Annotated in this window: 16 protein-coding genes; 9 read left to right on the forward strand and 7 right to left on the reverse strand. The window is 71.3% G+C overall.

The genetic code is table 11. The features are described from left to right. Together BGO46_RS04045 and BGO46_RS04050 are read right to left on the reverse strand one after the other, a co-directional pair. Positions 1–771, reverse strand: a complete 771-nt coding sequence (locus BGO46_RS04045) for a DNA-formamidopyrimidine glycosylase family protein (protein WP_292673004.1) — start codon at positions 769–771, stop codon at positions 1–3. Positions 772–913: 142 nt separating this feature from the next. Then, positions 914–5,647: an ATP-dependent helicase gene (locus BGO46_RS04050; protein ID WP_292673001.1), complete on the reverse strand. Its 4,734-nt coding sequence runs from the start codon at positions 5,645–5,647 to the stop codon at positions 914–916. A 108-nt stretch (positions 5,648–5,755) separates the two neighbouring features. Here BGO46_RS04050 and BGO46_RS04055 point away from each other — a divergent pair, with 108 nt between their 5' ends. Further along, positions 5,756–6,160 carry a GreA/GreB family elongation factor gene (locus BGO46_RS04055; protein ID WP_292672999.1) on the forward strand — a complete coding sequence of 135 codons (405 nt, stop codon included), beginning with the start codon at positions 5,756–5,758 and terminating at the stop codon, positions 6,158–6,160. A gap of 6 nt (positions 6,161–6,166) precedes the next feature. Here BGO46_RS04055 and BGO46_RS04060 read toward each other — a convergent pair whose 3' ends face one another. Together BGO46_RS04060 and BGO46_RS04065 are read right to left on the reverse strand one after the other, a co-directional pair. Beyond that, entirely contained in the window at positions 6,167–7,882 is a 1,716-nt protein-coding gene (locus BGO46_RS04060) for an ATP-binding cassette domain-containing protein (protein WP_292672996.1), read from the reverse strand. Positions 7,883–8,314: 432 nt separating this feature from the next. Next, positions 8,315–9,001 carry an alpha/beta hydrolase-fold protein gene (locus BGO46_RS04065; protein ID WP_292672993.1) on the reverse strand — a complete coding sequence of 229 codons (687 nt, stop codon included), beginning with the start codon at positions 8,999–9,001 and terminating at the stop codon, positions 8,315–8,317. A 135-nt stretch (positions 9,002–9,136) separates the two neighbouring features. Here BGO46_RS04065 and BGO46_RS04070 point away from each other — a divergent pair, with 135 nt between their 5' ends. Beyond that, complete coding sequence (locus BGO46_RS04070; protein ID WP_292672990.1) at positions 9,137–9,817, forward strand: NUDIX hydrolase family protein; 681 nt, start codon at positions 9,137–9,139, stop codon at positions 9,815–9,817. A gap of 7 nt (positions 9,818–9,824) precedes the next feature. Next, the gene (locus BGO46_RS04075; protein WP_292672987.1) at positions 9,825–10,640 is read left to right on the forward strand and encodes an ATP-binding protein; all 816 of its coding nucleotides are present in this window, start codon (positions 9,825–9,827) and stop codon (positions 10,638–10,640) included. 9 nt (positions 10,641–10,649) lie between these two features. Here BGO46_RS04075 and BGO46_RS04080 read toward each other — a convergent pair whose 3' ends face one another. Beyond that, a complete protein-coding gene (locus BGO46_RS04080; protein ID WP_292672984.1) occupies positions 10,650–11,747 on the reverse strand; it encodes a substrate-binding domain-containing protein in 1,098 nt (365 codons plus the stop codon). Between the two features lie 213 nt (positions 11,748–11,960). Between BGO46_RS04080 and BGO46_RS04085 the strand changes: the two genes are divergently transcribed. Together BGO46_RS04085 and BGO46_RS04090 are read left to right on the forward strand one after the other, a co-directional pair. Then, on the forward strand, positions 11,961–17,345 hold the full coding sequence (locus BGO46_RS04085) for a chitinase N-terminal domain-containing protein (protein ID WP_292672982.1): 5,385 nt from the start codon (positions 11,961–11,963) through the stop codon (positions 17,343–17,345). 157 nt (positions 17,346–17,502) lie between these two features. Continuing rightward, positions 17,503–18,813 (forward strand): DivIVA domain-containing protein, encoded by a 1,311-nt coding sequence (locus tag BGO46_RS04090; protein WP_292672979.1) that lies wholly within the window; start codon positions 17,503–17,505, stop codon positions 18,811–18,813. A gap of 30 nt (positions 18,814–18,843) precedes the next feature. Here BGO46_RS04090 and BGO46_RS04095 read toward each other — a convergent pair whose 3' ends face one another. Then, positions 18,844–19,905 (reverse strand): low specificity L-threonine aldolase, encoded by a 1,062-nt coding sequence (locus BGO46_RS04095; protein WP_292672976.1) that lies wholly within the window; start codon positions 19,903–19,905, stop codon positions 18,844–18,846. A 150-nt stretch (positions 19,906–20,055) separates the two neighbouring features. On the opposite strand from BGO46_RS04095, the gene BGO46_RS04100 reads away from it, so the two are divergent. After that, the gene (locus BGO46_RS04100; protein WP_292673548.1) at positions 20,056–21,450 is read left to right on the forward strand and encodes an MFS transporter; all 1,395 of its coding nucleotides are present in this window, start codon (positions 20,056–20,058) and stop codon (positions 21,448–21,450) included. Positions 21,451–21,491: 41 nt separating this feature from the next. On the opposite strand, the gene BGO46_RS04105 is transcribed toward BGO46_RS04100, so the two are convergent. Then, a complete protein-coding gene (locus tag BGO46_RS04105) occupies positions 21,492–22,931 on the reverse strand; it encodes a DUF6421 family protein (RefSeq protein ID WP_292672973.1) in 1,440 nt (479 codons plus the stop codon). Positions 22,932–23,000: 69 nt separating this feature from the next. Between BGO46_RS04105 and BGO46_RS04110 the strand changes: the two genes are divergently transcribed. From BGO46_RS04110 to BGO46_RS04120, 3 genes are all read left to right on the forward strand, one after another. Next, entirely contained in the window at positions 23,001–23,447 is a 447-nt protein-coding gene (locus BGO46_RS04110) for an Lrp/AsnC family transcriptional regulator (RefSeq protein ID WP_292672970.1), read from the forward strand. A gap of 75 nt (positions 23,448–23,522) precedes the next feature. Then, complete coding sequence (locus tag BGO46_RS04115; RefSeq protein ID WP_292672967.1) at positions 23,523–24,761, forward strand: sensor histidine kinase; 1,239 nt, start codon at positions 23,523–23,525, stop codon at positions 24,759–24,761. Then, positions 24,758–25,417 (forward strand): response regulator transcription factor, encoded by a 660-nt coding sequence (locus tag BGO46_RS04120; protein ID WP_292672964.1) that lies wholly within the window; start codon positions 24,758–24,760, stop codon positions 25,415–25,417. The genes BGO46_RS04115 and BGO46_RS04120 overlap by 4 nt, the downstream gene beginning before the upstream one ends. The last annotated feature ends 159 nt before the right edge of the window (positions 25,418–25,576 follow it).

Raw genomic sequence — 25,576 nt, forward strand, 5'->3', positions numbered from 1 at the left:
TCAGCGCTGGCAGCGCGGGCACCAGAACACGATGCGCTCGCTCGTCTCGTTCGCGCCGAGCTCGCCGCGGCGGATGAGCGTGCCGCACCGGCGGCACGGCCGCCCGGCGCGACCGTAGACCCAGTGCTCGCGACCGCGGCGCGCGTCACCCGTGAAGGTGCGGATCGGCCGGTCGCGATTGCTGCGGATCATCCGCGCGGCCGTGTCGACCAGGCCTGCATCCGTCTCGTTCGCGGGACGCGTGGGCAGGACGCCCCGCACGAACAGCACCTCGTTCGCATACTCGTTGCCCAGGCCCGCGAGGTTGCGCTGATCCAGCAGCGCGACGTGCACGGGGCGAGGGTCGGATGCCAGGTGGGCGGCCGCCTTCGGGGCATCCCAATCGGGCCCCAGCAAGTCGGGGCCGAGATGCCCGACGAGCAGGTCTTCCTGCGCGGTGGGCACGAGGTCAACCTGGGCGATCTCGAAGCCGACGGCCTGTGCCCGCTCGATGCCGACGATCGCGCGCGCCTGGTGCGCGGGGGCGCGCCACGGCTCGCCGGGGCGGTAGACGAGCCAGCGTCCCTCCATCTTGAGGTGCGAGTGCAGGGTGTATTCCCCGAAGCGCATGAGCAGGTGCTTGCCGCGCGGGACGACCTCGCGGACGGTGTCACCGGTCAGATCCGCCGTCGCATGGCGTGGCACCCGCAGGTCGAAGCGCGTCACCGTCTGCCCCGCGAGGGCGGCGTGCAACGTGCGCGCCGTGCGGAAGACGGTGTCGCCCTCAGGCATCAGGGGTGCCCCTTCTGGGCCGCGGCGGGAACTCCGCAGAATGTGACCAACTCCGCAGAATATGCCGTCGTTCTCTGCGGAGTACGTGACATTCTGCGAAGTTCGTGACCCCGCGATGCCGACGAGTGAGGATGCCCGCCCATCAGCGCGCTCGCAGCGTGAGCCCGCGGCTTGACTCGACGAAGCCGGCCGCCTGCAGGGCCCGCCCGACGGGGGTGCCGTAGACGAACACACCCGACACCTGCTCGATCGTCAGCGTGTCGAGCCGCCGCGCGCGCACCGTCTCAGCGAGGCTGCGCGCGGCCGCCGCGAGCGCGTTCTCGTCGTCGGTGAAGGCGAGCGCAGAGCGTCCGCCGCGCTCGAGATACAGCACGAGGCTGCCGTCGACGAGCGTCACGAGCCCGCCCGCCTTGCGGCCGGGGCGGTGCGCGACGTCCAGCCCCGGCCACGCAAGGGCCGCGCCGTACGGGTTCGCGGGGTCGGTCGCCGCGAGTGTCAGTGCCTGCAGCGGCGCCGGATCGGCAAGGGCCGCGAACTCGCGCAGCCGGTCGACCGTCGCCGAGGTCGCGAACTGCGCGGCCCCGAGCTTCTCGATGAAGTAGCCGCGGCGCGTGTGCCCGGCATCCTCGAACCCGGCGAGGATCCGGTAGACCTGCGCGAATCCGCCCGGCACGCCCTCGGACTGCACGCTGCCGCGCGTGACGACGCCGTAGCGGTCGAGCAGCAGGCTCGCCGACGCCGCGCCGCGCAGCGCGGCGTCAGTGCTCGGCTCGGGCAGCAGCGACCAGCGGCCGCCGACGGGCGGGCGAGGGGATGCCGCGCTGCGCGTGGCGGCCAGCGGTGTGCCGCGGAACATCCGCGCGCGCGGCGTGCGGCGCACGGCGCGGTGCGCCTGCGAGCCGCCGCCGAGCAGGGCGCGCACGGGGGCGAAGGTGTCGTTCGTGACGCGGGCCGTCCAGGTGAGGTTCCACAGCGCCGCGACCGTGTCCTGCTCGTTCGCTCCCGTCATGGCGGCCAGTTGCGTGGCGAAGTACGCGCCGCCCGCTGACATCGCGGTCAGTAGCTGTTGCTCGAGGACGGTCGGCGGCTCGGGGTCGTCGGGCAGCACGAGCGTGAGGGGGAGGGCGTCGGTGGGGTGCAGCGCGATCCAGCCGTCGCGACCGGGCAGCGACCCGTGCCCCGTCCAGACGACCTCGCCCGTTGAAGTGAGCTCATCGAGCATCGCGGGCGTGTAGTCGGTCACCCGCGAGGGCAGGATCAGTGACTCCCAGGCGCTCGCTGGCAGCGGCACTCCGGCGAGCTGCTCGATCGTCGCGAGCACGCCGTCGAGGCCCTCGAGCGGGCGTCCGCCCGCGGAGCCGTCGACGTGCTGCCATGCGGGCAGGAATCGCGCGAACGCCTCGGGAGTGACCGGTTCGACCGTGCCGCGGATCGCGGCGAGCGACCGCAGCCGCAGCCGGCGCAGCACCTCGACGTCGCACCACTCGAGGTCGTCGGTGCCCGTGCTGGTGCTGCTGGCAGTGCTGGCTGGGGCGTCTGGCAGGAAGAACCCGCTCGTGACGCGCCCTTGTGCTTCGAGTCGTTGCAGGGTGTGCCGCGCAACGGCGGCGCCGATGCCGAAGCGCGCCGCGACGCTCGCCGTGCGGAACGGCCCATGCGTGCGCGCGTACCGCGCGACGAGATCGCCGAGCGGATCGGCGACCGGTTCGAGGAATGCGTTCGGGATGCCCACGGGCAAGGCTGCCCCGAGCGCGTCGCGCAGGCGCCCGGCATCCTCGATTGCCGCGATGCGCGCTTCACCCGCGATCGTGACCCCGATCGCCCGCCGCGCCGCGACGAGCTCGTCGAGGTGCCGCTGGGCTTGCGCCGTCGCGATCGCGGGCGGCCCCTCGACAGGCTCGGGGGCCAGGCCGGGCTCGGGGGCGAGGCGGGCGGCGACCTCGGGGGCGGTGAGCGGGCCGAGCATGCGCAGCAGGTCGGCGACGCCCTCCACCCCGCGCACGCGCCGGTCGGGGGCGAGGCGCTGGGCCTCGGCCTCGAACTGCGCGATCACCGCGGGGTCGAGCAGCTCGCGCATCTCGACCTTGCCGAGCAGCTCGCTCAGCAGTGCCGGATCGACCGACAGCGCCGCCGCGCGGCGCTCGGCCAGCGGCGAGTCGCCCTCGTACATGAACGCACCGACATATCCGAACAGCAGGTCGCGGGCGAACGGCGACGGCTGCTGCGTCGTGGTCTCGACGAGCCGGATCCGCCGGTCGGCGATGCCGCGCGCGATCCGCAGCAGCGCGGGCAGGTCGTAGACGTCTTGCAGCACTTCACGCAGCGTCTCGAGGATGATCGGGAACGTCGGGTGGTTGCGCGCGACCTCGAGCAGCTGCGCGGACTTCTGCCGCTGCTGCCACAGCGGGGAACGCTTGCTGGGGTTCAGGCGCGGCAGCAGCAGTGCCCGCGCGGCGCACTCGCGGAAGCGCGAGGCGAACAGTGCCGACCCGCCGACCTCGTCCGTGACGAGCTGTTCGAGCTCGTCCGCGTCGAAGACGAACAGCTCGGCGCCGGGTGGTTCGCTCTCGGCATCCGGCACCCGCGCGATGATCCCGTCGTCGCTCGCCACGGCCGATCCGTCGACGCCGAGACGCTCCCGAATGCGTGCGCCGACGGCCAGCGCCCACGGCGCGTGCACGTGCATGCCGTAAGGGGAATGCAAGATGATCCGCCAGTCGCCGACTTCGTCGCGCGAGCGCTCGACGGTCAGCGTCCGGTCGGTCGGCAGGCTGCCGGTGGCATCCTTCTGCTCGGAAAGGTACGCGAGCAGGTTGCTGATCGCGTTGTCGTCGAGCCCCGACTCGCGCAGGCGCGCGGCGGCCTTGTCGGGGGTCGCGCCGGCGACCTCGCGAGAGAACTTGCCGAGCGCTTCGCCGAGCTCGGCGGGTCGCCCGAGCCCGTCGCCGTGCCAGAACGGCAGCTTGCCCGGCTGCCCGAACGCGGGTAGCACGTTGACGCGGTCGTGCGTGATCTCGACGATGCGCCAACTGGTTGTGCCGAGGGTGAACACGTCGTTCACGCGCGACTCGTAGACCATCTCCTCGTCGAGTTCGCCGACGCGCGCGCCCTGCGTCTCGCCCGCGACGAAGACGCCGAACAGTCCGCGGTCGGGGATCGTCCCGCCGCTCGTGACCGCGATGCGCTGCGCGCCGGGACGTCCGGTGAGGATGCCGTGATCGCGGTCCCATACGACGCGGGGCCGCAGCTCGGCGAACTCGTCGGACGGGTACTTGCCCGCAATCAGGTCGAGCGTCGCCTCGTACGCCGAGCGCGGCAGCGTGCGGAACGGCGCCGACCGGCGCACCGTCTCGAACCAGGTCTCGACGTCGAGGGTGCCCGTCGCGCACGCCGCGATCGTCTGCTGCGCGAGGATGTCGAGCGGATTCGCGGGCACCGCGATCGCCTCGATCTGACCGGCGAGCATGCGCTCGGTGACGACAGCGGTGTGCAGCACGTCGCCGCGGTGCTTCGGGAAAAGCGCCGCGCGGCTGATCTCACCGACCTGGTGGCCCGCGCGTCCGACGCGCTGCAGACCGGATGCCGCCGACGGCGGCGCCTCGACCTGGATCACGAGGTCGACCGCGCCCATGTCGATGCCGAGCTCGAGCGAGCTCGTCGCGACGACGCAACGCAGGATGCCACTTTTCAGCTCGTCCTCGACCTGCGCCCGCTGCTCTTTCGACACCGACCCGTGGTGCGCCTTCGCGAGCACGGGCGGTGCCCCGGCGGACACCCCCGCCTGCGCCATCATCTCGGCGGGCATCGACCTGGCTCCCGAGCCCGTTGAGGCGGCCCCCGAGCCTGTCGAGGTGGCCCCCGAGCTTGTCGAGGGCCGCAACCCCACCCGCTCCTCGTAGATCTCGTTCAGCCGCCCCGTGAGTCGCTCGGCGAGCCGTCGCGAATTCGCGAACACGATCGTCGAGCGGTGCGCGAGCACGCGATCCACGATCGCCTCTTCGACGTGCGGCCACACCGATCCGGTGATCTCGGAGGGCTGCGGCGGAGCCTCGAACCAGTCGCCCTCGCCATCGTCCGGATCAGGCGGATCGGCACCCGGTGGCGGAGGCGGGTTGAGCATGTCGTCCATCGGGACGATGACCTGCAGATCGAACGCCTTGACGGCCCGCGGTGCGACGATCTCGACGGGCGCTGATCCGCCGAGGAAGCGCGCGACCTCATCGATGGGGCGCACCGTCGCCGATAGGCCGATGCGCTGCGCGGGGGCCTCGAGCAGGGCATCCAGCCGTTCGAGACTGACCGCCAGGTGCGCGCCGCGCTTGGTCGCCGCGACGGCGTGCACCTCGTCGACGATGACCGTGTGGATGCCCCGCAGTGTCTCGGATGCCTGGCTCGTGAGCATCAGATAGAGCGACTCGGGCGTCGTGATCAGGATGTCGGGCGGGTCGGTCAGGAGTCTGCGCCGGTCGGCCGATGGTGTGTCACCCGAGCGGACGCCCACCGTGACATCGGGCACCGCGATGCCCAGCCGCCGCGCCGACTGGCCGATGCCCACGAGCGGAGAGCGGAGGTTGCGCTCCACGTCGACGCCGAGCGCCTTGAGGGGCGAGACGTAGAGGACGCGCGTCGCCGGGGCATCCGTCTTCTTCTTCCGCTTGGTGTCAGCGGGGGCGATCGGCTTCTCGCGGAACACGCGGTCGATCGCCCACAGGAACGCCGACAGGGTCTTGCCCGACCCGGTCGGCGCGACCACGAGCGCATGCTTGCCGTGCGAGATCGCCTGCCACGCGCCGGACTGCGCCGACGTCGGCTGCGCGAAGGCGCCGCGGAACCAGTCCTGCGTCGCAGGACCGAACCGTTCGAGCACATCGCCCATCCCTCCATCTTCGCGCGGACGGCGGACATCGCGGCGGCCAGCTGGCCGTTCTGCCGGTGGCGGGCTAAGCTTGGAGGTTCATATCTTCAGCCGGAAGAGGGAAAGAACATGGCAGACACGATCGAAACGGTGTGGATGACGCAGAGTGCGCTGACCGCGCTCGAAGCCGAGCTCGCCGAGTTGAACGAGACGCCGGATGCCTCTGCCGCACGCATCGCCGAGCTGCGCAGCCTGATCCGCCGTGCCGACACGGGAGCCAAGCCCGACGACGGCCTCATCGAGCCCGGCATGACCGTGACGGCGCGCTTCGCGGACGGCTCGGAGGAGACGTTCCTGCTGGGCAGCCGCACCGCCGCGCTCGAGTCCGGCGATGTCGAACTCGACGTGTACTCGCCGGACTCGCCGCTCGGCGGCGCGATCGCCGGCCACTACGTCGGCGAGACCGTGAGCTACACGGCGCCGACCGGTCGCGCCATCGAGGTCACGCTGGTCGCGGCGGCTCCCTTCGCCTGAGCGCGGTCACCCCTCCTCACCGTCGAGCTCGCCTTCGGCGAGCTGTCCGTCGCGCAACTCGAGCACGAGATCGGGCTCGAGCCGGCGCAGGAACGCGTCGTCGTGACTGACGACGAGCACGCCGCCACGGTACGCCGCGAGGGCAGCGACGAGCTGGTCGACCGTGTCGAGGTCGAGGTTGTTCGTCGGCTCGTCGAGCACGAGCAGCTGCGGCGGCGGGTCGGCCATCACGAGGCACGCCAGCGCGAGCCGGAAGCGCTCGCCGCCCGACAGCCCCGCGGCCGGCCGCAGCACGGCATCCCCGCGCAGCAGGAACCGGGCCAGCCGGTTGCGCAGCTCGACGTCGCCTGCGCCCGGCGCCGCCCGGCGCAGGTTCTGCAGCGGCGATTCCGCGCCGTCGAGCCCGTCGACGCGCTGTGAGAGGTACCCGATCCGGTCGGTGTGCGCGGTCGCCGTGACCGAAAGCAGGCTGAATTGGCTCGATCCCGGCCCGGCGGGGGCGGAACCGCCGTTTGAGCCTGCTTTCGCGTCGCGATCCGCCGGGCAGCCGACATCCGTCTGGTCGTTGTCATGCGCCGGGTCGGCGACCAGCTGCCGCAGCAGCGTCGTCTTGCCGGCCCCGTTCGGCCCGATCAGGGCGACCCGCTCGGGCCCCTGTAGCACCCACGAGCGCTCGCCCGACGACAGCGTCGCGAGGCGCCGGCCCGACCCGACCCCCGGGTCGGGCAGGTCGATGCGCACCGCATCGTCGTCGCGCACGCGCCGCTCGGCCGCGTCGAGCGCGGCGCGGGCGTCGGCCTCGCGACTCGAGGCCTCGACGCGCAGCCGCCCCGCCGACTCCTGCGCGGAGCGCTTGCGCGCGCCGGCGATGATCGGCGGCACGCGCTTCTCGCCGGCGGCCTTGCGACCGGCCGCGGCGCGCGTCGCGAGCACCTGCTCTTGGTGGATGCGGTCGCGCTTCTCGCGCTTCACGGCTTGACGGGCGGATGCCTCGGCTTGCCGCGCAGCGGCCTGCTCGGCATCCAGCGCGTCGCGCCACTGCGAGTACGGCCCGCCGAACGTCGAGAGCGTGCTGCCGTACAGCTCGGCGGTGTCGTCCATCAGCTCGAGCAGCGCCGTGTCGTGGCTGACCACGATCAGCGTGCCGCGCCAGCGGCGCACGAGCTCGTGCACGCGCGCCCGCGCGTCACGGTCGAGGTTGTTCGTTGGCTCGTCGAGCAGGGCGATCGGCGCACCCCGCAGCCGCACTCCGACGAGCGCGACCAGCACGGCTTCGCCGCCGGACAGTTCGCCAACGCGGCGATCCAGGGCGCCCGGCGGCAGCCCGGCCTCGTCGAGCGCGGCGGTTGCGCGGGCCTCGACGTCCCAGTCGTCGCCGACTGCATCGAACCGAGCGGGGTCGACGTCGCCCGCGGCGATCGCGCGCACGGCATCCAACGCCGCGCCGACGCCGAGCACATCGGCGACGCGCCGGTCGGTCTGCAGCGTGAGTCGCTGCGGCAGCAGGTCGATCGCGCCGCTGGCGGTCACGGTGCCGGATGCCGGGGTCAGTGCCCCCGCGATGAGCGCGAGCAGCGTCGACTTGCCGGATCCGTTGCGGCCGACCAGGCCTGTGTGGCCCGTGCCGAAGGCGCCCGAGACCTCGCGCAGCGCGGGCGTGCCGTCGGGCCAGGTGAAGGTGAGGCGGTCGAGGACGACCGCGGAAGTGCTGAGTACGGGCATGGGATGCCTCCCTGTGGTTGGGTGCGCGAACGCCGCGCACCCGCACTCACCCGCAGAAGGTGTGAAGTCGACGGTCGTCGGCGCGGAATGGATGCGCCGACGTGTCGAGAGATCCCCGGATCGGAGGGGTCGACGGTGCGGCGCGATTACTTCGCGGCGGCGTCGAAACCCTTCAACGGTCTTCCTCACACTCGGGACAGGGACCCTGACACTCTACCGGATGCCCCTGAGCGCCCGATCCGTGCGCGGCAGCGCGGCCGGTCGGCGCGGTTTCGCGCGCGGTCGGCGGGGCCCCTCCGCAATAACTCAGGAGATCTGGGGCGTCGTGGTTGAACACGCCGCGGAATCCCGCGACATCCCGCGGCAGGCGGGAGCGGCGGCGGGCGCGACTCCTGAGCTATTGCGGTCGGCACACGACCAGGTGCGCCGGCGTCACTCCGCGAGGCGCTCGAGCTGCAGGTCGAGGAACGCGCGCACGTCGTCGAGTTCCTCTTGCGAGACGCTGTGGGTCAGGCCGGGGTAGACGCGGCCGCTGAGGTCGACGTGCGCGGGCAGCCATTCCACGGTGTGGGCGACGCGGTCTGCGGGGATCACCTCATCGCGCGCGCCGCGACCCCAGAAGACCGGCGGTCGCACGGCCGCGAGCGCGGAGTCGGTCGGCAGCGGATCGCCGTCGACGAAGCCCGCGAGGTTGACGGCGAACGCGAACCGCTCGGGGCGTAGTCGCAGGGACTGCATCGAGATGACGGCGCCCTGCGAGAACCCGAGCAGGCCGACGGGCGCCGCGGCATCCGTCGCGGTGTCGAGCCAGGCGAGGAACCGCTCGGTCGCCGCTGTCGCCGCTCCTGGCGCGCGTCCCCGCAGCCCCTCGATCGGGTACCACGACCATCCGGGGGTCGGGAACGGCGGGCTGAGCGGCGCGCGCACCGCCGCGACGACGAACTCTGCGGGCAGGTGCGGCGCGAGGCCGAACAGGTCGCGCTCTTCCGACCCGTAGCCGTGCAACAGCACGAGCAACGGCCGACCCGCACGCTCACCGGGCGGTGCCGACCACAGGACGGCCTCGGCATCGAGGTCGGGGATCTCGACGCCTGCGCTGTCAAAAGGCGAATCGCTCATGGCGACATCTTCGCAGGACTCCATCGCAGGGACTCCCCGCAGAGACCCGTCGCAGCAACCGCCGCAGCGACGCCGCCACAGCAACCGCCGCCACAACGACCCGCCGCCACCGCGCCGACGGGGTATACAAGAGGCATGGCCGTTCGCACCCCCGACCCCGATCCGAACGAGCGCGACGACGACGGGACGCCGCGCGATCCGCTGCGCGATCTCGGCGCGGACATCGGGCGCACAGGCGGCACGGGCGGGCATCCGCTCGGCGACGGCACGTTCGGCTCGCCCGCGCCGGGCAACGCCGCCAATCCCGGCTGGCTGACCGATATCGAGCTGGCCGAAGCGCGCCGGCGCCTGCCGATCCTCTACGTCGAGGCGATTCCGGTGCGCACCGACGGCATGGGCCAGGTGACGCAGATCGGCGTGCTGCTGCGCGCGACGCCGCTCGGCGAGATCACCCGCTCGATCGTCTCGGGGCGCGTCCGCTACGGCGAGACCGTGCGCGACGCCCTGTTCCGTCACCTCGAGAACGACCTCGGCCCGATGGCGTTCCCGCTGCTGCCGCCGCAGCCGGTGCCGTTCACGGTCGCAGAGTACTTCCCGATCCCGGGCGTCAGCGCGTTCCACGACGACCGCCAGCACGCCGTCTCGCTCGCGTTCGTCGTGCCGGTGACGGGCACGTGCGAGCCGCGGCAGGATGCCCTGGAGGTGACGTGGATGACCCCCGAAGAAGCGGCATCCGACTCGCTGGCCTCTGAGATGGAGGGCGGCCGCTCGACGCTCGTGCGTCAGGCGCTCGCCTCCGTCGGCGCGCTGCGCTGAGCGCGCCGTGCCCGCCAGTCCCACGCTCGTCGACTTCGCAGTCGCGCTACCGGTCGTCCTGCTGCTCTCGTACCTGATCGCGCGGGGCATCCGCGCCGTCTTCGGCCGCCGGCTCTCGCTCTCACTGCCCGTCATGACGATCGTCGCGATCCTCGGGATGAGCCTCGGCCTGCTGCTGGCGGGCCTCTTCCTGTTCGGGCAGCGTCTGTGGATGACGACCACGATCCTCGTCGTCCTCGGGTGCAGCGTCGGCCTGAGCTTCGCGGTCGCGGCCGTCGCGGCGGTCGGCCGGGGCAGTCGCCGCGACATCGACATCGCGGCGCTGTTGGCTGCGGGCGAGTCTGAGCGGGTCGAGTTCAAGGAGACCGCGCGCTGGAACGTGCGCGAAGACAAGAAGGATGCCCGCATGGAGGCCGTCGTCGCCAAGACGGTCGCGGCCTTCCTGAACAGTCGCGGCGGCACGCTGGTCATCGGAGCTGACGATGCGGGGCATCCGATCGGACTCGAACGCGACTTCTCGACGCTGCGCACCCCCGACGCCGACCGGTTCGAGCTGTGGCTGCGCGACCTGTTGTCGGCGACGCTCGGCAAGAACGCGGCGGCGCTGCCGGTGATCCGATTCGCGGAGGTCGACGGCCGCACCCTGTGCGCGCTGCGCTGCCCGCGGTCGCCCGAGCCCGTGTTCCTCGCGCAGGGCAGTGCGACCGACCTGTGGGTGCGGGTCGGCAACTCGACCCGCTCGTTCGGCGTCGACGAGGCCGTCACCTACGTCGCGCAGCACTGGCGGCCGAGCCTGCGCACGTGGCTCCAGGGGCGCCCGTGACCGGATGCCTCAGCGCACGGCGGCCGTCGACTCGCGGGGCTGCAGGACCGGCAGCACGTACACGCGCTGCGCGGGGCGGTCGGGGCCGTCGATGAGGCGGTCGACCATCGTCTCGACCGCAAGCCGGCCGATGTGCTGCTTGGGGGGCCGCAGGGCGGTGATGGGCGGCTCGGCACTCTCGGCGACCTCGTCGTCGTAGGCGACGACCGCGAGGTCATCGGGGATCGTCCACCCGTGGTCGCGCGCGTACTGCTGCAGCAGCAGAGCCTGCGGGTCGTTGTGGATGAGCAGCGCGGTCGTCGACGTCGCCCGGCACTGCGCGAGCACGTCGACGATCGCGGCCTCGCGCGCGGCACTGTCGAGGTCGTCGAGCGCTCCGTCGATGTCGACCGGGCACTCCAGCCCCAGATCGGCGACCGCACGCTCCCAGCCGCGGCGCAGCTGCCATGAGGTCGGTGATCCCGCCGAAGTGAGGATGCCGACGCGCCGGTGACCGAGCGAAGCGAGGTGGCCGGCCGCGAGCGCGCCGCCGAACACGTGGTCGGTCGTCACCCACTCGAGGTGTGTCAGCGCGAGCGTCGACGGCGCCCGCCGCTCGACGAGCACGACGGGGATGGGCAGCGACTCGAGCCAGTGCAGCAGTGCGCGACCGTCGGGTCCGAGCGTTTCGGGCGCGACGATCAGCCCGTGCAGGGTGCCTGATTCGACCAGCGACGCGATCTGACGGCGCTGGTCGTCGACCGAGTAGGTCGCTCCGCGCAGCACGAGCTGCACGCCCAGCTCGGTCGCCGCCGCCCGCGCGCCGATGATGACGTGCGGCCAGTAGTAGCTCAGCGAGGGCACCATCATCCCGACGCGGAACCGCACCGGCGCACTGGCGGCGGAGCTCGGGACCGACCGGTCGAGCCGGCTGCGCAGCGTGGCGCCGCCGTGCACGCGGGTGAGCAGGCCCTGGTCGGCGAGCTGGCCGATGTCGCGCCGCACCGTCAGCTCCGAGACGCCCAGTTGGACGGCGAGCTCTGCGACGCGCACCGAGCCGACGCGGCGCAGCTCGTCGAGGATGCGTTCGCGGCGCGACAGACCGAACGCGCGGGGCTCAGATTCCATGATGTGCGTCAGCGTACATCTGGTTTCGAATGCGCTCAATCATGATCGACTGTGTTCGTTTCTCTTCCCGTCGCACGCGCCGCGACGCCAGGATCTTGCGCGAGGACACGAAGCCGTGCCCTCGCGTCGCCCCTGAACGGAGTTGTGCAGATGTCGAAGGCAATGATGCCGCGCGGAAAGACCGGATCCCCCACTGGTCGACTGCGGGCCGGAATGGCCATGATCGCCTCGGTCGCCGTGATCGGCACGGGCCTCGTCGCGGCGGCGCCCGCGATCGCGGCGCCGACCGACACCGTGACCGTCAACGTGACGGGCGCCGATGTCGCCACCGCCGCGCAGAACCGCAACGGCCTCACCTTCAAGGGCTTCGGCGTGCTGTCGGCGAACTCCACCAGCGCGCTGCTGATGGACTACAAGGCGCAGCACCCCGACGCGTATTGGGAGCTCATCGAGACGCTCTTCGGCGGCGATCACCCGATCATGAACACCGTCAAGATCGAGATGGGCAACGACCGCAACACCTCGACGGGCCCCAATGCGGCGACGATGCGCACGCGCGACGAGTACCCGAACGTGCTGCGCGAGCCGGGCTTCCAGCTCGCGGCCGACGCCGAGCTCGTCGCGCACGGCGACGTGCACGTGAGCCTGCTGCGCTGGAACCGTCCCGCGTGGGCGACGACGGATGCCGACCAGTACATCTGGTTCAAGAACACGGTGCTCGTCGCGTACCGCGAGCTCGGGGTCGTGGTCGACTCGATCAACCCCGACACCAACGAGACGTCCAGCCCCAACGTCCAGCTGTACAAGAACTTCTCGTCGTGGCTGCGAAACGACACCGCCGGCTACGAGGGTGCGACGGCGGATGACCCGAATAACGGCTTCGCCTCGACGGAAGAAGCCGACCTCTTCCACGCGATTCAGACGGTCGCCGCCGACACGGTGGGCACGCCGCCGGTGTCGTTCGGGAACGCGATGACCGCGGCATCCGACTCGTCACTGCGCGATGCCGTCGACGTCGTCGGCTTCCACTACTCGAGCGCCGACGACAGCGCCGGCAACATGAAGAAGATCGCCGAGCAGCTCGACAAGGAGGTCTGGAACTCGGAGGGTCAGTCGACCTTCTCGAGCTCGGCAGATCGCCCCAACAACACCGCGAGCGACGAGCAGGGCGGCATCGGCACGCAGTTCGGCGGCACCAACAGCGCCCTCGAGATGGGCAACTGGGTCACCACCGGGTTCGCCGCGTCGCGTCGCACGATGAACATCTTCCAGCCGGCGATCGGGTCGTTCTACGACGGGTTCCAGTACTCGTCGAAAGAGCTCGTCAACGCGCGCGAGCCGTGGTCGGGGTGGATCGCCTACGACGGCGGACTGGCCGTGCTCGAGCAGTTCACGCAGTTCGCGACGCTCGGGTGGGAGAACGACGACAACACGGCCGGCATCTGGCGGGCGATCCCGCAGGCCTCCAAGAGCGAGCTGGGCACCGGTAACCCGCCGAGCGGTGCGCGGGCCGGTGGTGCGTCGTACACGACGCTCGCCGCCCCCGACGCGTCGGACTTCTCGACCGTGATCATCAACGACTCGAAGTTCACGAAGACCTACCGCATCGCCGCGAGCGACCTGAACCTTGGCGATGACGCGACCGGCGAGCTGTGGGAGACCCGCGCCGCCGACGACGGTGAAGCGTACGACGCGAACTACCTGCAGCCCATCGGCGAGATCGCGCCGGCGGCGGACGGCTCGTACACGTTCACGGTCAAGCCGTGGTCGGCGCTGACCTTCACGACGCTCGACCACGCGGTGACGGGAACAGACGGCGCGGTCACCGCGCGTGCAGGCTACGGCAGCGCGCTGCCGAGCTCGGCCGAGTACACCGACGCCGACGGCGGGCGCGATGTGCTCGACACGGATGCCTCGGGTCAGGTCAACGGCGTGACCGATGACGCGACGCTGTACGCGGACGACTTCGACTACGCCGAGCAGCCCACGATCAGCGGCTACGACCCCGCGACGGGCGCTCTCGTCGACACCGGCGAGAGCTTCCTCGAGACGCGCGGCGCGCAGGCCAAACCCGACGGCACGCCGAACGTGCAGAGCGAGGATGCGGGGGCGACGCCGCGCTACACGAACGACACGAACGGCGCGTTCGAATCGGTGGCGACGAGCGATCCGAGACACGACCGGGTGCTGCGCCAGCAGGTCGGCCCCGGCATGGCCGGCGGCGCCTGGAACAGCGGCGACCCCAAGACGACGATCGGTGATGCCCGCTGGGCCAACTACACCGTCGGCGCCGACGTGCTGTTCGAAGCGACCGGGTCGCAGTACGCGACGATCGGCGCGCGCGAGCAGGGCGGCACGGCCAACGGCCAGAGCGTGTCGGCGGCCGAGCTGAAGATCGACCCGACCGGCGCATGGATGTTCATGCGCTTCGGTGCGACGCTGTCGACCGGCACCGTCGCGAACACCCCCGAGGTCGCCTTCCAGGCGGGCGCGGGCGTGTGGAACCGCATCGCGGTGACCGTCGCGGGCTCGGTCTACACGGCATCCGTCAACGGCGTGCAGATCGCGAGCTACACGGATGCCTCGCCGCAGTCGACCGGACGCATCCAGCTCGGCTCGAGCTTCACGTTCGTGCAGTTCGACAACCTCACGGTCGAGACCGTGCCGGGGTACACGCCGTACTACGCGACCGTGATCGACGGCATGCACCAGACGAGCTGGGCCGACACCTCGGTTCCCGTGCTCGCCTTCGACGCGGACTGGAGCCACGTCAACGGGCAGGGCATGTTCGAGTGGCAGCGCACGGCGTCCAAGAGCACGAAGAAGGGCGCGACGCTGACCTACTCGTTCACCGGCACGGGCCTGGACATCCTGGGCACCAACGCGGGCACGACGACCCTCGACGTGATCGTCGACGGCGTGCAGATCGCGACGGCCGCCCCGACGTTCGCGTCGGGCAGCGAGCGCACGACGTTCCAACTGCGCGGGCTCTCGGATGCCGCGCACACGGTCGTCCTGCGCACCGCGAATGACGCATCGATCAACGTCGACGCGGTCGGCGTGATCACCGCGACGGCGGACTCGTCGCAGGTCGACACGACGGCCCTCGCGGCCGCCGTCGCGGCCGTGCAGGACCGCGCCGAGGCCGAGTACAGCCCCGAGACGTGGGCCGTGTTCGCCGCCGTCCTCGCCGATGCCGAAGCCGCGGTGGCAGACCCCGTCGCATTCGGTCTCGACGCCGAAGGCGCAGCCGCGATCGTCGGCCGGCTGCAGGCCGCCGCCGACGGGCTGACCCCGAAGGATGTCAGCGCCGACGTGGTCGATCTCGGCGTCATCGCGATCGACGCGGGTGCGCGGACGCTCCCGGCCACCGTGACGCTCGACGGCGCCGACGTGGCGGCAACCTGGAGCCAGGCCGGTGTCACCGCGGCGCAGTCCACGGCGGAGCTCGCGACCTTCGTGGCGACAGGCCGCTCGACGCAGAAGCTCGCGTCGGGTGTCTACCAGCGATTCACCGCGACGGTCCTGGTGGCCCCCGCCGACCTCGCCTACTTCATCGACAGCGGCTCGGCCGGTGGCGACGGATCGGCGTTCGCCGCCGCCCGGGCATCCAGCCCCGCTCTGCTGAACGAGGCGAGCGACCAGAAGTGGGACGGAGTGAGCGCCGACAAGACGTGGGGCTACACGACGACCGCGACGACGCTCGCCGCCGGCAGCGCGCAGGACTGGGGCTCGTCGTACGTCGGTGCCGACTACAACAAGCCGATCACGTACCACCTGACCCTTCCGGCAGGCTCGTACAACGTGGTCGGGGTGCAGGCGCCGCGCGCAGGACTGACGACCAACGTCTACTCCAAGGTGACGGCCGCCGGTGCGTCCACGACGAAGACCGCCACCTCGACGGGAGCTGCGACCGCGGTCGCCCAGACCGTGACGACCGATGCCGACGGCATCGTCGACATCGAGTTCGGCACCAACGGCACGAGCGGCTACAACGCGCGCCTCGCGCTGGTGTACGTGCAGAGCCTGCCGCGCGACCTCGGCGTGCAGGGCGCGCTGACGACGACCGCGGAACTGCCCGAGACGGTGACCGTCGCGGGAACGGAGAGGGCGGTGACGTGGGATGCCGCGTCGGCGGCCCAGACCCGCACCGAGTACGAGAAGCTCACCGTCACGGGCCGCCTGGACGACACCGACCAGCCCGTCGTGGCCGGCTTCGAGATCATCCCTGCGGCACTCGTCTACTACATCGACGCCGGCACGTCGGGCGGGGCATCGCCGCAGTACTCGGCGGTCGCCGCGACCGTCGCGCTGCGCAACGACAAGGTCGATCAGGTGTCGACCGCGGCCGATCAGTGGGGCTACGACGCGTCGGGCATGAAGGTCAAGGCCTCGACCGACATCAACGACAAGTACTCCACCGGGTACTACCAGGACACGACGCGGCTCGTGTACCACCTGCCGCTCGAGGCCGGCACGTACACGCTGACGGGCGGGTTCACCGAGTGGTGGGGCGTGAGCCGCACGATGTACCACACGGCATCCGTCGACGGTGTGGAGCTCGCGAAGGGCAGCATCCCGCTGTCGGGCTCGAACGCTCGCGTCGCGGCAGACCTCACGTTCACGCTGACCGCCGCCGCGACCGTCGACTACGTCGTCACGAACGAGGGCGCCGGCAGCGAGAAGCCGGTGATCTCGTGGCTCGCCGTGGCAGACGACACGCTGCCCGGCGCGCCGCAGAACGTGACGGCGGCACGGGCCGGCGACACCTCGATCGACGTCGCGTGGGATGCCTCGGCGCCCACGGGGCCCGGCTTCGTCGGGTACCGCGTGTACGAGCAGGGCGGCACCGAGCCGGTCTGTGAGACCACCGCGACACAGTGCACCGTGACGGGCCTCGCGCTCGGATCGACGCACGCCTATGAGGTCGCCGGTGTCGGAGCGAACGGCGAAGGCGAGCGGTCGGCGGTGTCGGCATCCGTCACTCTTCCCGAGGTCGCGTCGAACGACGGCGCGACGGCCCGTCCGGCGGTCGGCGTGTTGTCGTCGAACGACGGGTGGGACACCGGCCTGAAGGACGGCACGTTCCAGGTCACGATGAACCTGTGGTGGGGCCAGAACGGGTCGCTGTTCAAGCTCTACCGTGACGGCGAACTGGTCGGCAGCGTGCCGCTCACGATGCTGACCCCCGGCGCGCAGCGCGCCGTCGTCGACATCACCGGCCTGTCCAACGGCACCTACGTGTTCACGGGCGAGCTCGTCAACTCGAAGGGTGCGACGGCGACGCAGCCGCTGACCGTGAAGGTGACGGATGCCTCGCCGGCGAAGCCCGTGCTCTCGGCGGACAACTGGGACGGCGACGGCGACTACACCGTGACGGCCGACCTGTGGTGGGGCACGAACGCCACCTCGTACCGGTTCTTCGAGAACGGCACCGAGGTCTCGTCGGGCAGTCTGACCGCGGCTTCGCCGAGCGCGCAGCGTGCGACGCTGGCCGTCACGGGCAAGCCGAAGGGCTCGTACCTGTACACGGTCGAGTTCCGCAACTCCGCGGGAGCGACCGTGAGCGCGCCGGTGAAGGTCACGGTCTCGCGATGAAACTGCGGATGCGCGGGGCGGCCCGAACGCCCCGCGCATCCGTGGCGTGGTCTATCGGACCCCGAGGTCAGGTATTCTTCCACGTGTCGGCCGACCCGGGCCGACACCCCCACCGCGGCGCAACCTTGGCGCCGCCTGCGTCGAAGCGGAGCGCCCCTTGTCTGATCTGCCCCACCGCGACGAGCCGTCCGGCTCCTCCCCGTTCGACGAGCTGATGGCGAGTGCTCCGGCGTCCGCCGCCGCAAGCTCCGGTGGCGGCGTGTTCACGACGACGTTCCGCGGCTACGACAAGGCCGAAGTGGATGCCGCGATCGCCGAGCTCACGGCGCAGCGCACCGGCCACTCCGAAGAGCTCGCCCAGCTCAAGGACAAGCAGCACCGCATCGAGCTCGAGGTCAAGGAGCACCTCGCGACGATCTCGGCGCTCGAGTCGAAGACCGCGAGCCTCGAGGCCGACCTCGCCGTCGAGTCGGCCCGCGCGTCGAACGCCGAAGACAAGGTGCAGACGCTCAGCGACGAGCTCGTCAATGCCGCCGACGAGTCGACGAAGGGTCGCGAGCGGTTCGAGGAAGTGCTGCGGGTGGCGGAGGAGCAGGCATCCGTCATCATCAAGAACGCGAGCGTGCAGGCCGACCGTCTGCTCGAGGCCGCCCGTGAAGAGATCGCGGCGCAGCGTGCGGGTGCGCAGGCCGATGCCGACGCGCTGCGTTCGCAGGCCGAGACGGACGCCGCGCAGGCGCGCCTGCGCATCGAGACCGAGCTGACGGCGCACAGCGCGCAGCTTGAGCGCGAGTCGGCGCACGCCGCCGAGAAGGTCGCGCAGGCCGACCAGGAGGCCGCCGCGATCCGCACCGAGGCCGAGAAGGGCGCCGCGGCGCTGCGCTCGCTCGTCGCTCGCGAGAGCGAGCAGGCTCGCGGCGAGGCCGAAGACGCCGTGCGCGAGCAGCGCATGCGCGTGCTCGAGTTCGAGGAGTCGCTCACGCGCCGTCAGGATGACGCGCAGCAGGAGTTCCTGATGCTGCACAACCAGGCCGTCGCGCACGCCGAGCGCATCACGCAGGATGCCAACGACCAGGTCGCCGCGTCGATCGACCACGCGCAGCGCATCACGGCGAAGGCCGACGACTTCGACAAGCTCATGCGGGCCCAGTCGCAGCAGCTCGAGGCGGATGCCAAGCTGCGCGCCCGCGAGATCCTCGACCGTGCCAGCGTCAAGGCGCAGAAGATCATCGACTCGGTCACGACGCACTCGCAATCGGTGCTGCGCGACGCGGAAGACCGCACGCGCCAGCTGCGCTGGCAGCAGCAGCAGCTGACGAGCTTCATGTCGGAGGTCAAGGAGCTCATGCGCTCGGAGGGCGCCGCCGGCGCTGCCGGCGAGGCGGACCTCGACGCGGCATCCGTCATCGACCCCGCCCAGCCCGACGCCGACTTCGCCGCGGGCCTGGACGAGACCACCGAGGCCTGACCCGCGCTTTCTCCCTCTCGCGGAGCGGGCTCAGGTGAGGCGGGCGAGCTCCGCGACGAAGGCATCCACGTCCTGCTCCGTCGTGTCGAAGGAGCACATCCAGCGGACCTCGTTCTTGGCGGCATCCCAGTCGTAGAACCGGAACGCGCGGCGCAGCTCGTCGGCCACGCCGTCGGGCAGCGTCGCGAACACGCCGTTGGACTGCGTCGCCTGGCTGAAGCCGACGCCCGTGATCGTCCCGTCGGCGAGCCCGGCCTCGACACCGGCGCGCAGTCGCGCGGCCATCGCGTTGGCGTGCCGCGCGTTGCGCAGGTACAGGTCGCCCTCGAGCAGCGCGATCAGCTGCGCCGAGATGAAGCGCATCTTCGACGCGAGCTGCATGTTGAGCTTGCGCAGGAACAGCAGTCCATCGGATGCCGCGGGGTCGAGCACGACGACGGCTTCGCCGCCGAGGGCGCCGTTCTTCGTGCCGCCGAAGCTCAGCACGTCGACGCCGACGTCGGTCGTGAACGCGCGCAGCGGCAGATCGAGCGCGGCGGCGGCGTTCGAGATCCGCGCGCCGTCGAGGTGCAGGCGCATGCCGCGCTCGTGCGCGTGGTCGGCGAGGGCGCGGATCTCGTCAGGCGTGTACAGCGTGCCGAGTTCGGTCGACTGCGTGATCGACACGACGAGCGGCTGCGCGCGGTGCTCGTCGCCCCAGCCCCACGCCTCGCGGTCGACGAGCTCGGGCGTGAGCTTGCCGTCGTCGGTGGGCACGTTCAGGATCTTGATGCCCGCGACGCGCTCGGGCGCTCCGCCCTCGTCGACGTTGATGTGCGCGGTGGATGCCGCGATGACAGCGCCCCAGCGGGGCAGCATCGACTGGAGGCCCGTGACGTTCGCGCCCGTGCCGTTGAAGACGGGGAACGCCTGCACGCCCTCGCCGAAGTGGTGGGCGAACACCTCCTGCAGGCGGGCGGTGTAGGCATCCTCACCGTAGGCGATCTGATGGCCGTCGTTCGCGGCCGCGATCGCGGCCAGAACCTCGGGGTGGACGCCGGAGTAGTTGTCGCTCGCGAAGCCGCGGACGCTCGTGTCATGCAGGGTGCTCACGACGATCCAGCCTAGTTCGCGCCGCCCCCGTGTCGAATGTCGGAGGCGCCGAGTAGCGTCGCTGCCATGAGCGATCGCGGGGGATCAGCGGAGGTGCCCGACGGTGCGGCGGATGCCGTGCCGCCCGCCGCGCTGCAGCCGGCGGGCGGCATGCGCACGTTCCTCGGCGTGCTCGTCAATACCGCGGCGGCGAACGTCACGACGAGCTTCCTGTGGTTCGCGCTGACGTTCTGGGTCTTCCTCGAGACCCGGTCGGTGCTCGCGACCGGCATCATCGGCGGCGCCTACATGCTGTTGCTCGCCGTGCTCGGCATGGTGTTCGGCACGATCGTGGACCGACACCGCAAGCACCGCGTCATGGTGGTTTCGGCTCTGTTCACGCTCGTAGCGTTCCTCACCGCAGGCGTCGTCTACCTGATGCTGCCGGAGGCGGCGATCCTCGACCTCAGCGGCCCCTGGTTTTGGATCTTCTCAGCCACGATCCTCGCCGGCGCCGTCGTCGAGAACCTGCGGAACATCGCCCTGTCGACGACCGTCACGCTGCTCGTGCCGACGGAGCGGCACGCCAACGCGAACGGCCTCGTCGGAACGGTGCAGGGCCTCGCCTTCCTCGTGACCAGCGTGTTCTCCGGTCTCGCAGTGGGCCTTCTCGGTATGGGCTGGACCCTCGCGATCGCGATCGGGCTCACGGTCGTGGCGCTCGCGCACCTGCTGACGCTGCGCATTCCGGAGGAGGAGCCCGAGCGCACGCCGGGTGCGAAGGCGATCGACATCCGCGGTGCGGCCGCCGCGATCCGCGTCGTGCCCGGCCTGTTCGCTCTCATCCTGTTCTCGACGCTCAACAACCTCATCGGCGGTGTCTACATGGCGCTGATGGATCCCTACGGGCTCACGCTCTTCGACGTCAAGATCTGGGGCGTCGTGCTCGGGGTCACGGCGACGGGGTTCATCATCGGTGGTGCGGTCGTCGCGAAGTGGGGACTTGGGCGCAACCCGCTCCGCACGATGCTGCTCGCCGTCATCGCGATGGGTCTGCTGGGGGCGCTGTTCACGATCCGGGACTGGTGGTGGCTGTATGCCGCAGGCATCTGGGCGTACATGACGCTCGTCCCGATCATCGAATCGGCCGAGCAGACCGTCATCCAGAAGGTCGTGCCGTTCACGTCGCAGGGGCGCGTGTTCGGCGCGGCGGCGACCTTCGAGGCGGCCGCCGCGCCCGTGACGGCATTCCTCATCGCGCCGATCGCGCAGTTCTGGGTCATCCCGTACATGGAGTCCGATGCCGGACGCGACGCGTGGGGGTGGTTGCTCGGCGATGGACAGGCGCGCGGCATCGCGCTCGTGTTCCTGTTCGCCGGCTTCGCGATGGTCGTGTTGACGCTGCTCGCGTTCACGACCCGTTCGTACCGGATCCTGTCGGCGAGGTATTCGCGGTCGGATCCCGCGCCGGGCGCCGACGCCGCGGCATCCGCCGCGCCGGTGCCGACCGTCATCTCGCCGAAGGACGTGATCGCCGGGTCGGCCGAGGGCGACCCGCGGCGCTGACGCCGCGGAGGGCGACCCGCGGCGCTGACGCCGGGTGCGGATCAGGCCGAGCGCCCCGTGATGCCCTCCGTCGAGGCGATGACGTCGCGCATCTTCTTCTCGAGCGCCTCGAAGAACATCGACAGGGGGAACTCGTCGTCGAGCACCGCGTCTGTGTAGCCCTTCGGAGCGCCGGAGAGCACCTCGTCGGGCAGGCCGCGCGCCCACTGCGATGCCGGGTGCGGCGTCAGCACCGACGCGACGAGGTCGTAGGCGGCGAGCCAGTGCGCGACCTTCGGTCGGTCGATCGACTGCCAGTAGAGCTGGTCGATCGCGTCGCTCAGGGCGATGACCGCGGCGGGAACGCCGTCCCAGTCGAACGTGAGCGCGGTGTCGGTCCAGTGCAGCACGCCGCGCTGGTGCAGCCACGCGAACAGCAGTTGCCCGCCGAGCCCGTCGTAGTTGCGCACGCGCGAACCGGTGATGGCGAACCGGAAGATCCGGTCGAAGATGACGGCGTACTGCACGAGCCGCGCGTGCTCGAGCATCTCCTGCTCTGCGCCGGTGAGGTCATCGCGCGTGGAGAGCCGCTCGGCGATGCGCACCGACTCGCGGAACGCGGTCAGGTCGCACCGCAGCTCCTCGAGGGAGTACAGGAAAAAGGGCATCCGCTGCTTGATCATGAACGGGTCGAACGGCAGGTCGCCGCGCATGTGCGTTCGGTCGTGAATGAGGTCCCACATGACGAACGTCTTCTCGGTGAGCTCCTGGTCGGCGAGCATGCGCGCGGCGCCGTCGGGCAGGTCGAGTTTCGTGATGTCGGATGCCGCGGCGACGACCCGGCGGAACCGTGCCGCCTCGCGGTCCTGGAAGATCGCGCCCCACGTGAACGTCGGGATCTCGCGCATCGCGACGGTTTCGGGGAACAGCACCGCCGAGTTCGTGTCGTAGCCGGGCGTGAAGTCGATCAGGCGCAGGCTCACGAACAGGCGATTCGTGTAGGTCTGCTCGAGCTCCGCGATGAACTCGGGCCAGATCACTTCGCACAGCACGGCCTCGACGTGGCGGTCGCGCGACCCGTTCTGCGTGTACATCGGGAACACGACGAGGTGCTTCAGCCCGTCGATGCGGTCGCGCTGCGGCTGGAACGCCACGAGCGAATCGAGGAAGTCGGGGACGCCGAATCCGCCGTCCACCCAGCGGTCGAAGTCGATGACGGATGTCTCGAGGTAGGCCGCATCGTGCGGGAAAAGCGGAGCGAGTGCCGCGATCGCGGCGGTGATCCGGGAGACAAGTGCACGCGCCGCGGCGTGGTCGGCGGCCTCGGGCACCGACCCGTCCTGCGCCTGCAGGGCCTGCAGGGCGGTCGCGGCATCCTTCAAGGCGAACCACGCGGGCTGCTGCTCGATCGGTCGGTCGTCTTCGACGACCTTTGTCGTCGGTCGGCCGTCTTCGACAACCTCGGGCTCTCCGATGACGGCCTTGGCGTGGGCAGTAAGCATGGGGAAACCTCCGATCGTCTACAGGAATAGTTCCGGTGAGAACTACTTGCATCCGATATTGTTTCATGCATGGATGATGCTGTCGACCGACGGATCGTGGCCGAGGTCTCCCGCGACGGGCGTGCCACACTCGCCGATCTGTCCGCCGCGACGGGCTTGTCGGTCTCCGCCGTGCAGGCGCGACTGAAGCGGCTCGAGTCGCAGGGAGTCATCGCGGGTTACCGCGCGATCGTCGACGCCGAGTCCGTCGGGCGTCCGCTCGCCGCGTTCATCGAGATCACCCCGCTCGACCCCGCCCAGCCCGACAACGCCCCCGAGCTGCTCGAACACCTCGACGCGATCGAGGCGTGCCACTCGATCGCCGGCGACGCGTCGTACATGCTCTTCGCTCGCGTCGCCTCGCCCCGCGCGCTCGAAGACCTCGTGCGCGACGTGCGGCAGGCAGCGAACGTGCGCACCCGCACGACGGTCGTGCTGCAGACCTTCTTCGAGCACCGCCCGACCGTCGCGCTCTGACCCGTGGCGAGCGGCATCCGCCAGATACACCTGCAGACGGATGCCGCGGCGCGCCCCGTCGCGTAGCGTCGAAGGGTGTTCCGCAGGCTGACCCGCACTCAGCTCGTCGTCGACCTCGTCGCGGCGGGCCTGTTCGTGCTGGCGACGCTACCGTTCGACCTCGCGATCGGGCGCTTCGCCGATCACAACGCCCTCGGGACGATGCTCGTGTCGCTCGTCATGGGCATCGCCCTGGGCTTGCGCCGTGCGTCGCCGAGCCTCGCGCTGACGGTCGCGTGGGCCGGTGCGATCCTGCAGATGTCGCTCGGCCGCCCGCCGACCACCGCCGATGTCGCGATTTTCGGCGTGCTCTACACGACCGCCGCCTACGGCGGCCGGCGCACCTTCTGGGCGGGACTGGCCTCGGTCGGCGTCGGCGCTGTGGCGATCACGCTCTACCTGTTCGTGCCCTCGATCGTCGCCGTCGGGATCACCGCCTCGACCATCACGACGGCGCTCGCCGTCACGATCGCCGCGATGTTCGGCCTGGGCCTGGCCTGGACGACCGGCGCGCTCGTGCGCACCGGCATCCGCGCCCGCGACAACCGCCGCGCGCAGGAGGCTGCCGAAGCCGAGACCGCGGCCGAGGCCGAGCGCACGCGCATCGCGCGCGACATGCACGACGTCGTCGCGCACTCGCTCGCGGTCGTCATCGCGCAGGCCGACGGCGCCCGCTACGCCGCCGCGGCCGACCCCGACGCCGCGGCAGCGGCGCTCGGCACGATCTCGACGACGGCGCGCGCGGCGCTGTCTGACGTGCGGATGCTGCTGATGCAGTTGCGGCACGCTCAGGCCGCGGGTCCGCAGCCGACGCTCGCCGATCTCGAGCAGCTGTACGCGCAGGTGCGGGCCGCGGGGGTCGCGCTCGCGGTCGACGTCGATCCGGCGCCGCGGGGCGAGGCCTCGGCATCCGTTCAGCTCGCGGTCTACCGCATCCTGCAGGAAGCGCTCACCAACGCCTTGCGGCACGGCGCCGGCGGCGTGGTCGACGTGACGCTCGCCTGGCACGATGATCGCGTGGAACTCTCGGTCTTCAACGACGTGGGGGCCGCCGTGCCGCCCGAGCCGGATGCCGCGCGCGGGCACGGGCTCATCGGCATGCGCGAGCGCGCGCAGCTCGTGGGCGGCGAGCTCACAGCCGGGGCGGGCGGCGACGGCCGCTTCGTCGTGCGGGCGACCCTGCCGATCGCGGCGACCGGGGCGGCCGGACCGACGGGGGCGACCGGGCCGACCGGGGCGACGGGGGCGACCGGGCCGAGGGGGGCGACCGCGTGACCGCGCCGATCCGGGTCGTGCTGGTCGACGACCAGGCGCTGTTCCGCGCCGGCATCCGCATGGTGATCGACTCGCAGCCCGACCTCGAGGTCGTCGGTGAGGCCGGCGACGGCGCCGAGGGCGTGCGTGTCGTGCGGGCCGCACTGCCCGACGTCGTGCTGATGGACATCCGGATGCCCGTGCAAGACGGCCTCGCGGCGACCGCCGAACTGCTGGCCGACCCGTCGTTCGGCGAGCACCCGCCGCGCGTCGTCATGCTCACGACCTTCGACCTCGACGAGGCCGCGGCCCGCGCGATCCGGCAGGGCGCGAGCGGGTTCCTGCTGAAGGACGCCGACCCGGAGTTCCTGCTCGCCGCCATCCGCACCGTGCACGCCGGGTCGGCCGTCATCGCCGCATCCGCCACGCGCGATCTCTTCGCCCACTTCGCGGCGCCCGCCGCGGCACCTACCCCCGCCGCGTTCGGAGAGCTCACCGAGCGCGAGCGCGAGATCTTCGCGCTCGCCGCGCGCGGGCTCTCGAACGCCGAGATCGCGCAGCGCGAGTTCCTCTCCGAGGCGACCGTCAAGACCCACATCAGCCGGATTCTCGCCAAACTCGCGCTCCGCGACCGCGTGCAGCTCGTCGTCTTCGCCTTCGAGCACGGGCTCGCGTAGCGCGAGAGGGGCACCGAGCGCGGGCCGCGCGCGGCGCGGGTGCCGTGGCGCGGGTGGCGCGTAGTCCAGCGCCGCGTGGGGCCGCGTATCGCGGGCCGCGCGTGCTGAAGTCCTGCAGGCTGGGGCTGGTGAGTGCTGCCGGCGCCCTCCGAGCGCACT

Origin of the sequence: Microbacterium sp. 70-16 (assembly GCF_001898315.1) — a bacterium.
GTDB lineage: Bacteria > Actinomycetota > Actinomycetes > Actinomycetales > Microbacteriaceae > Microbacterium.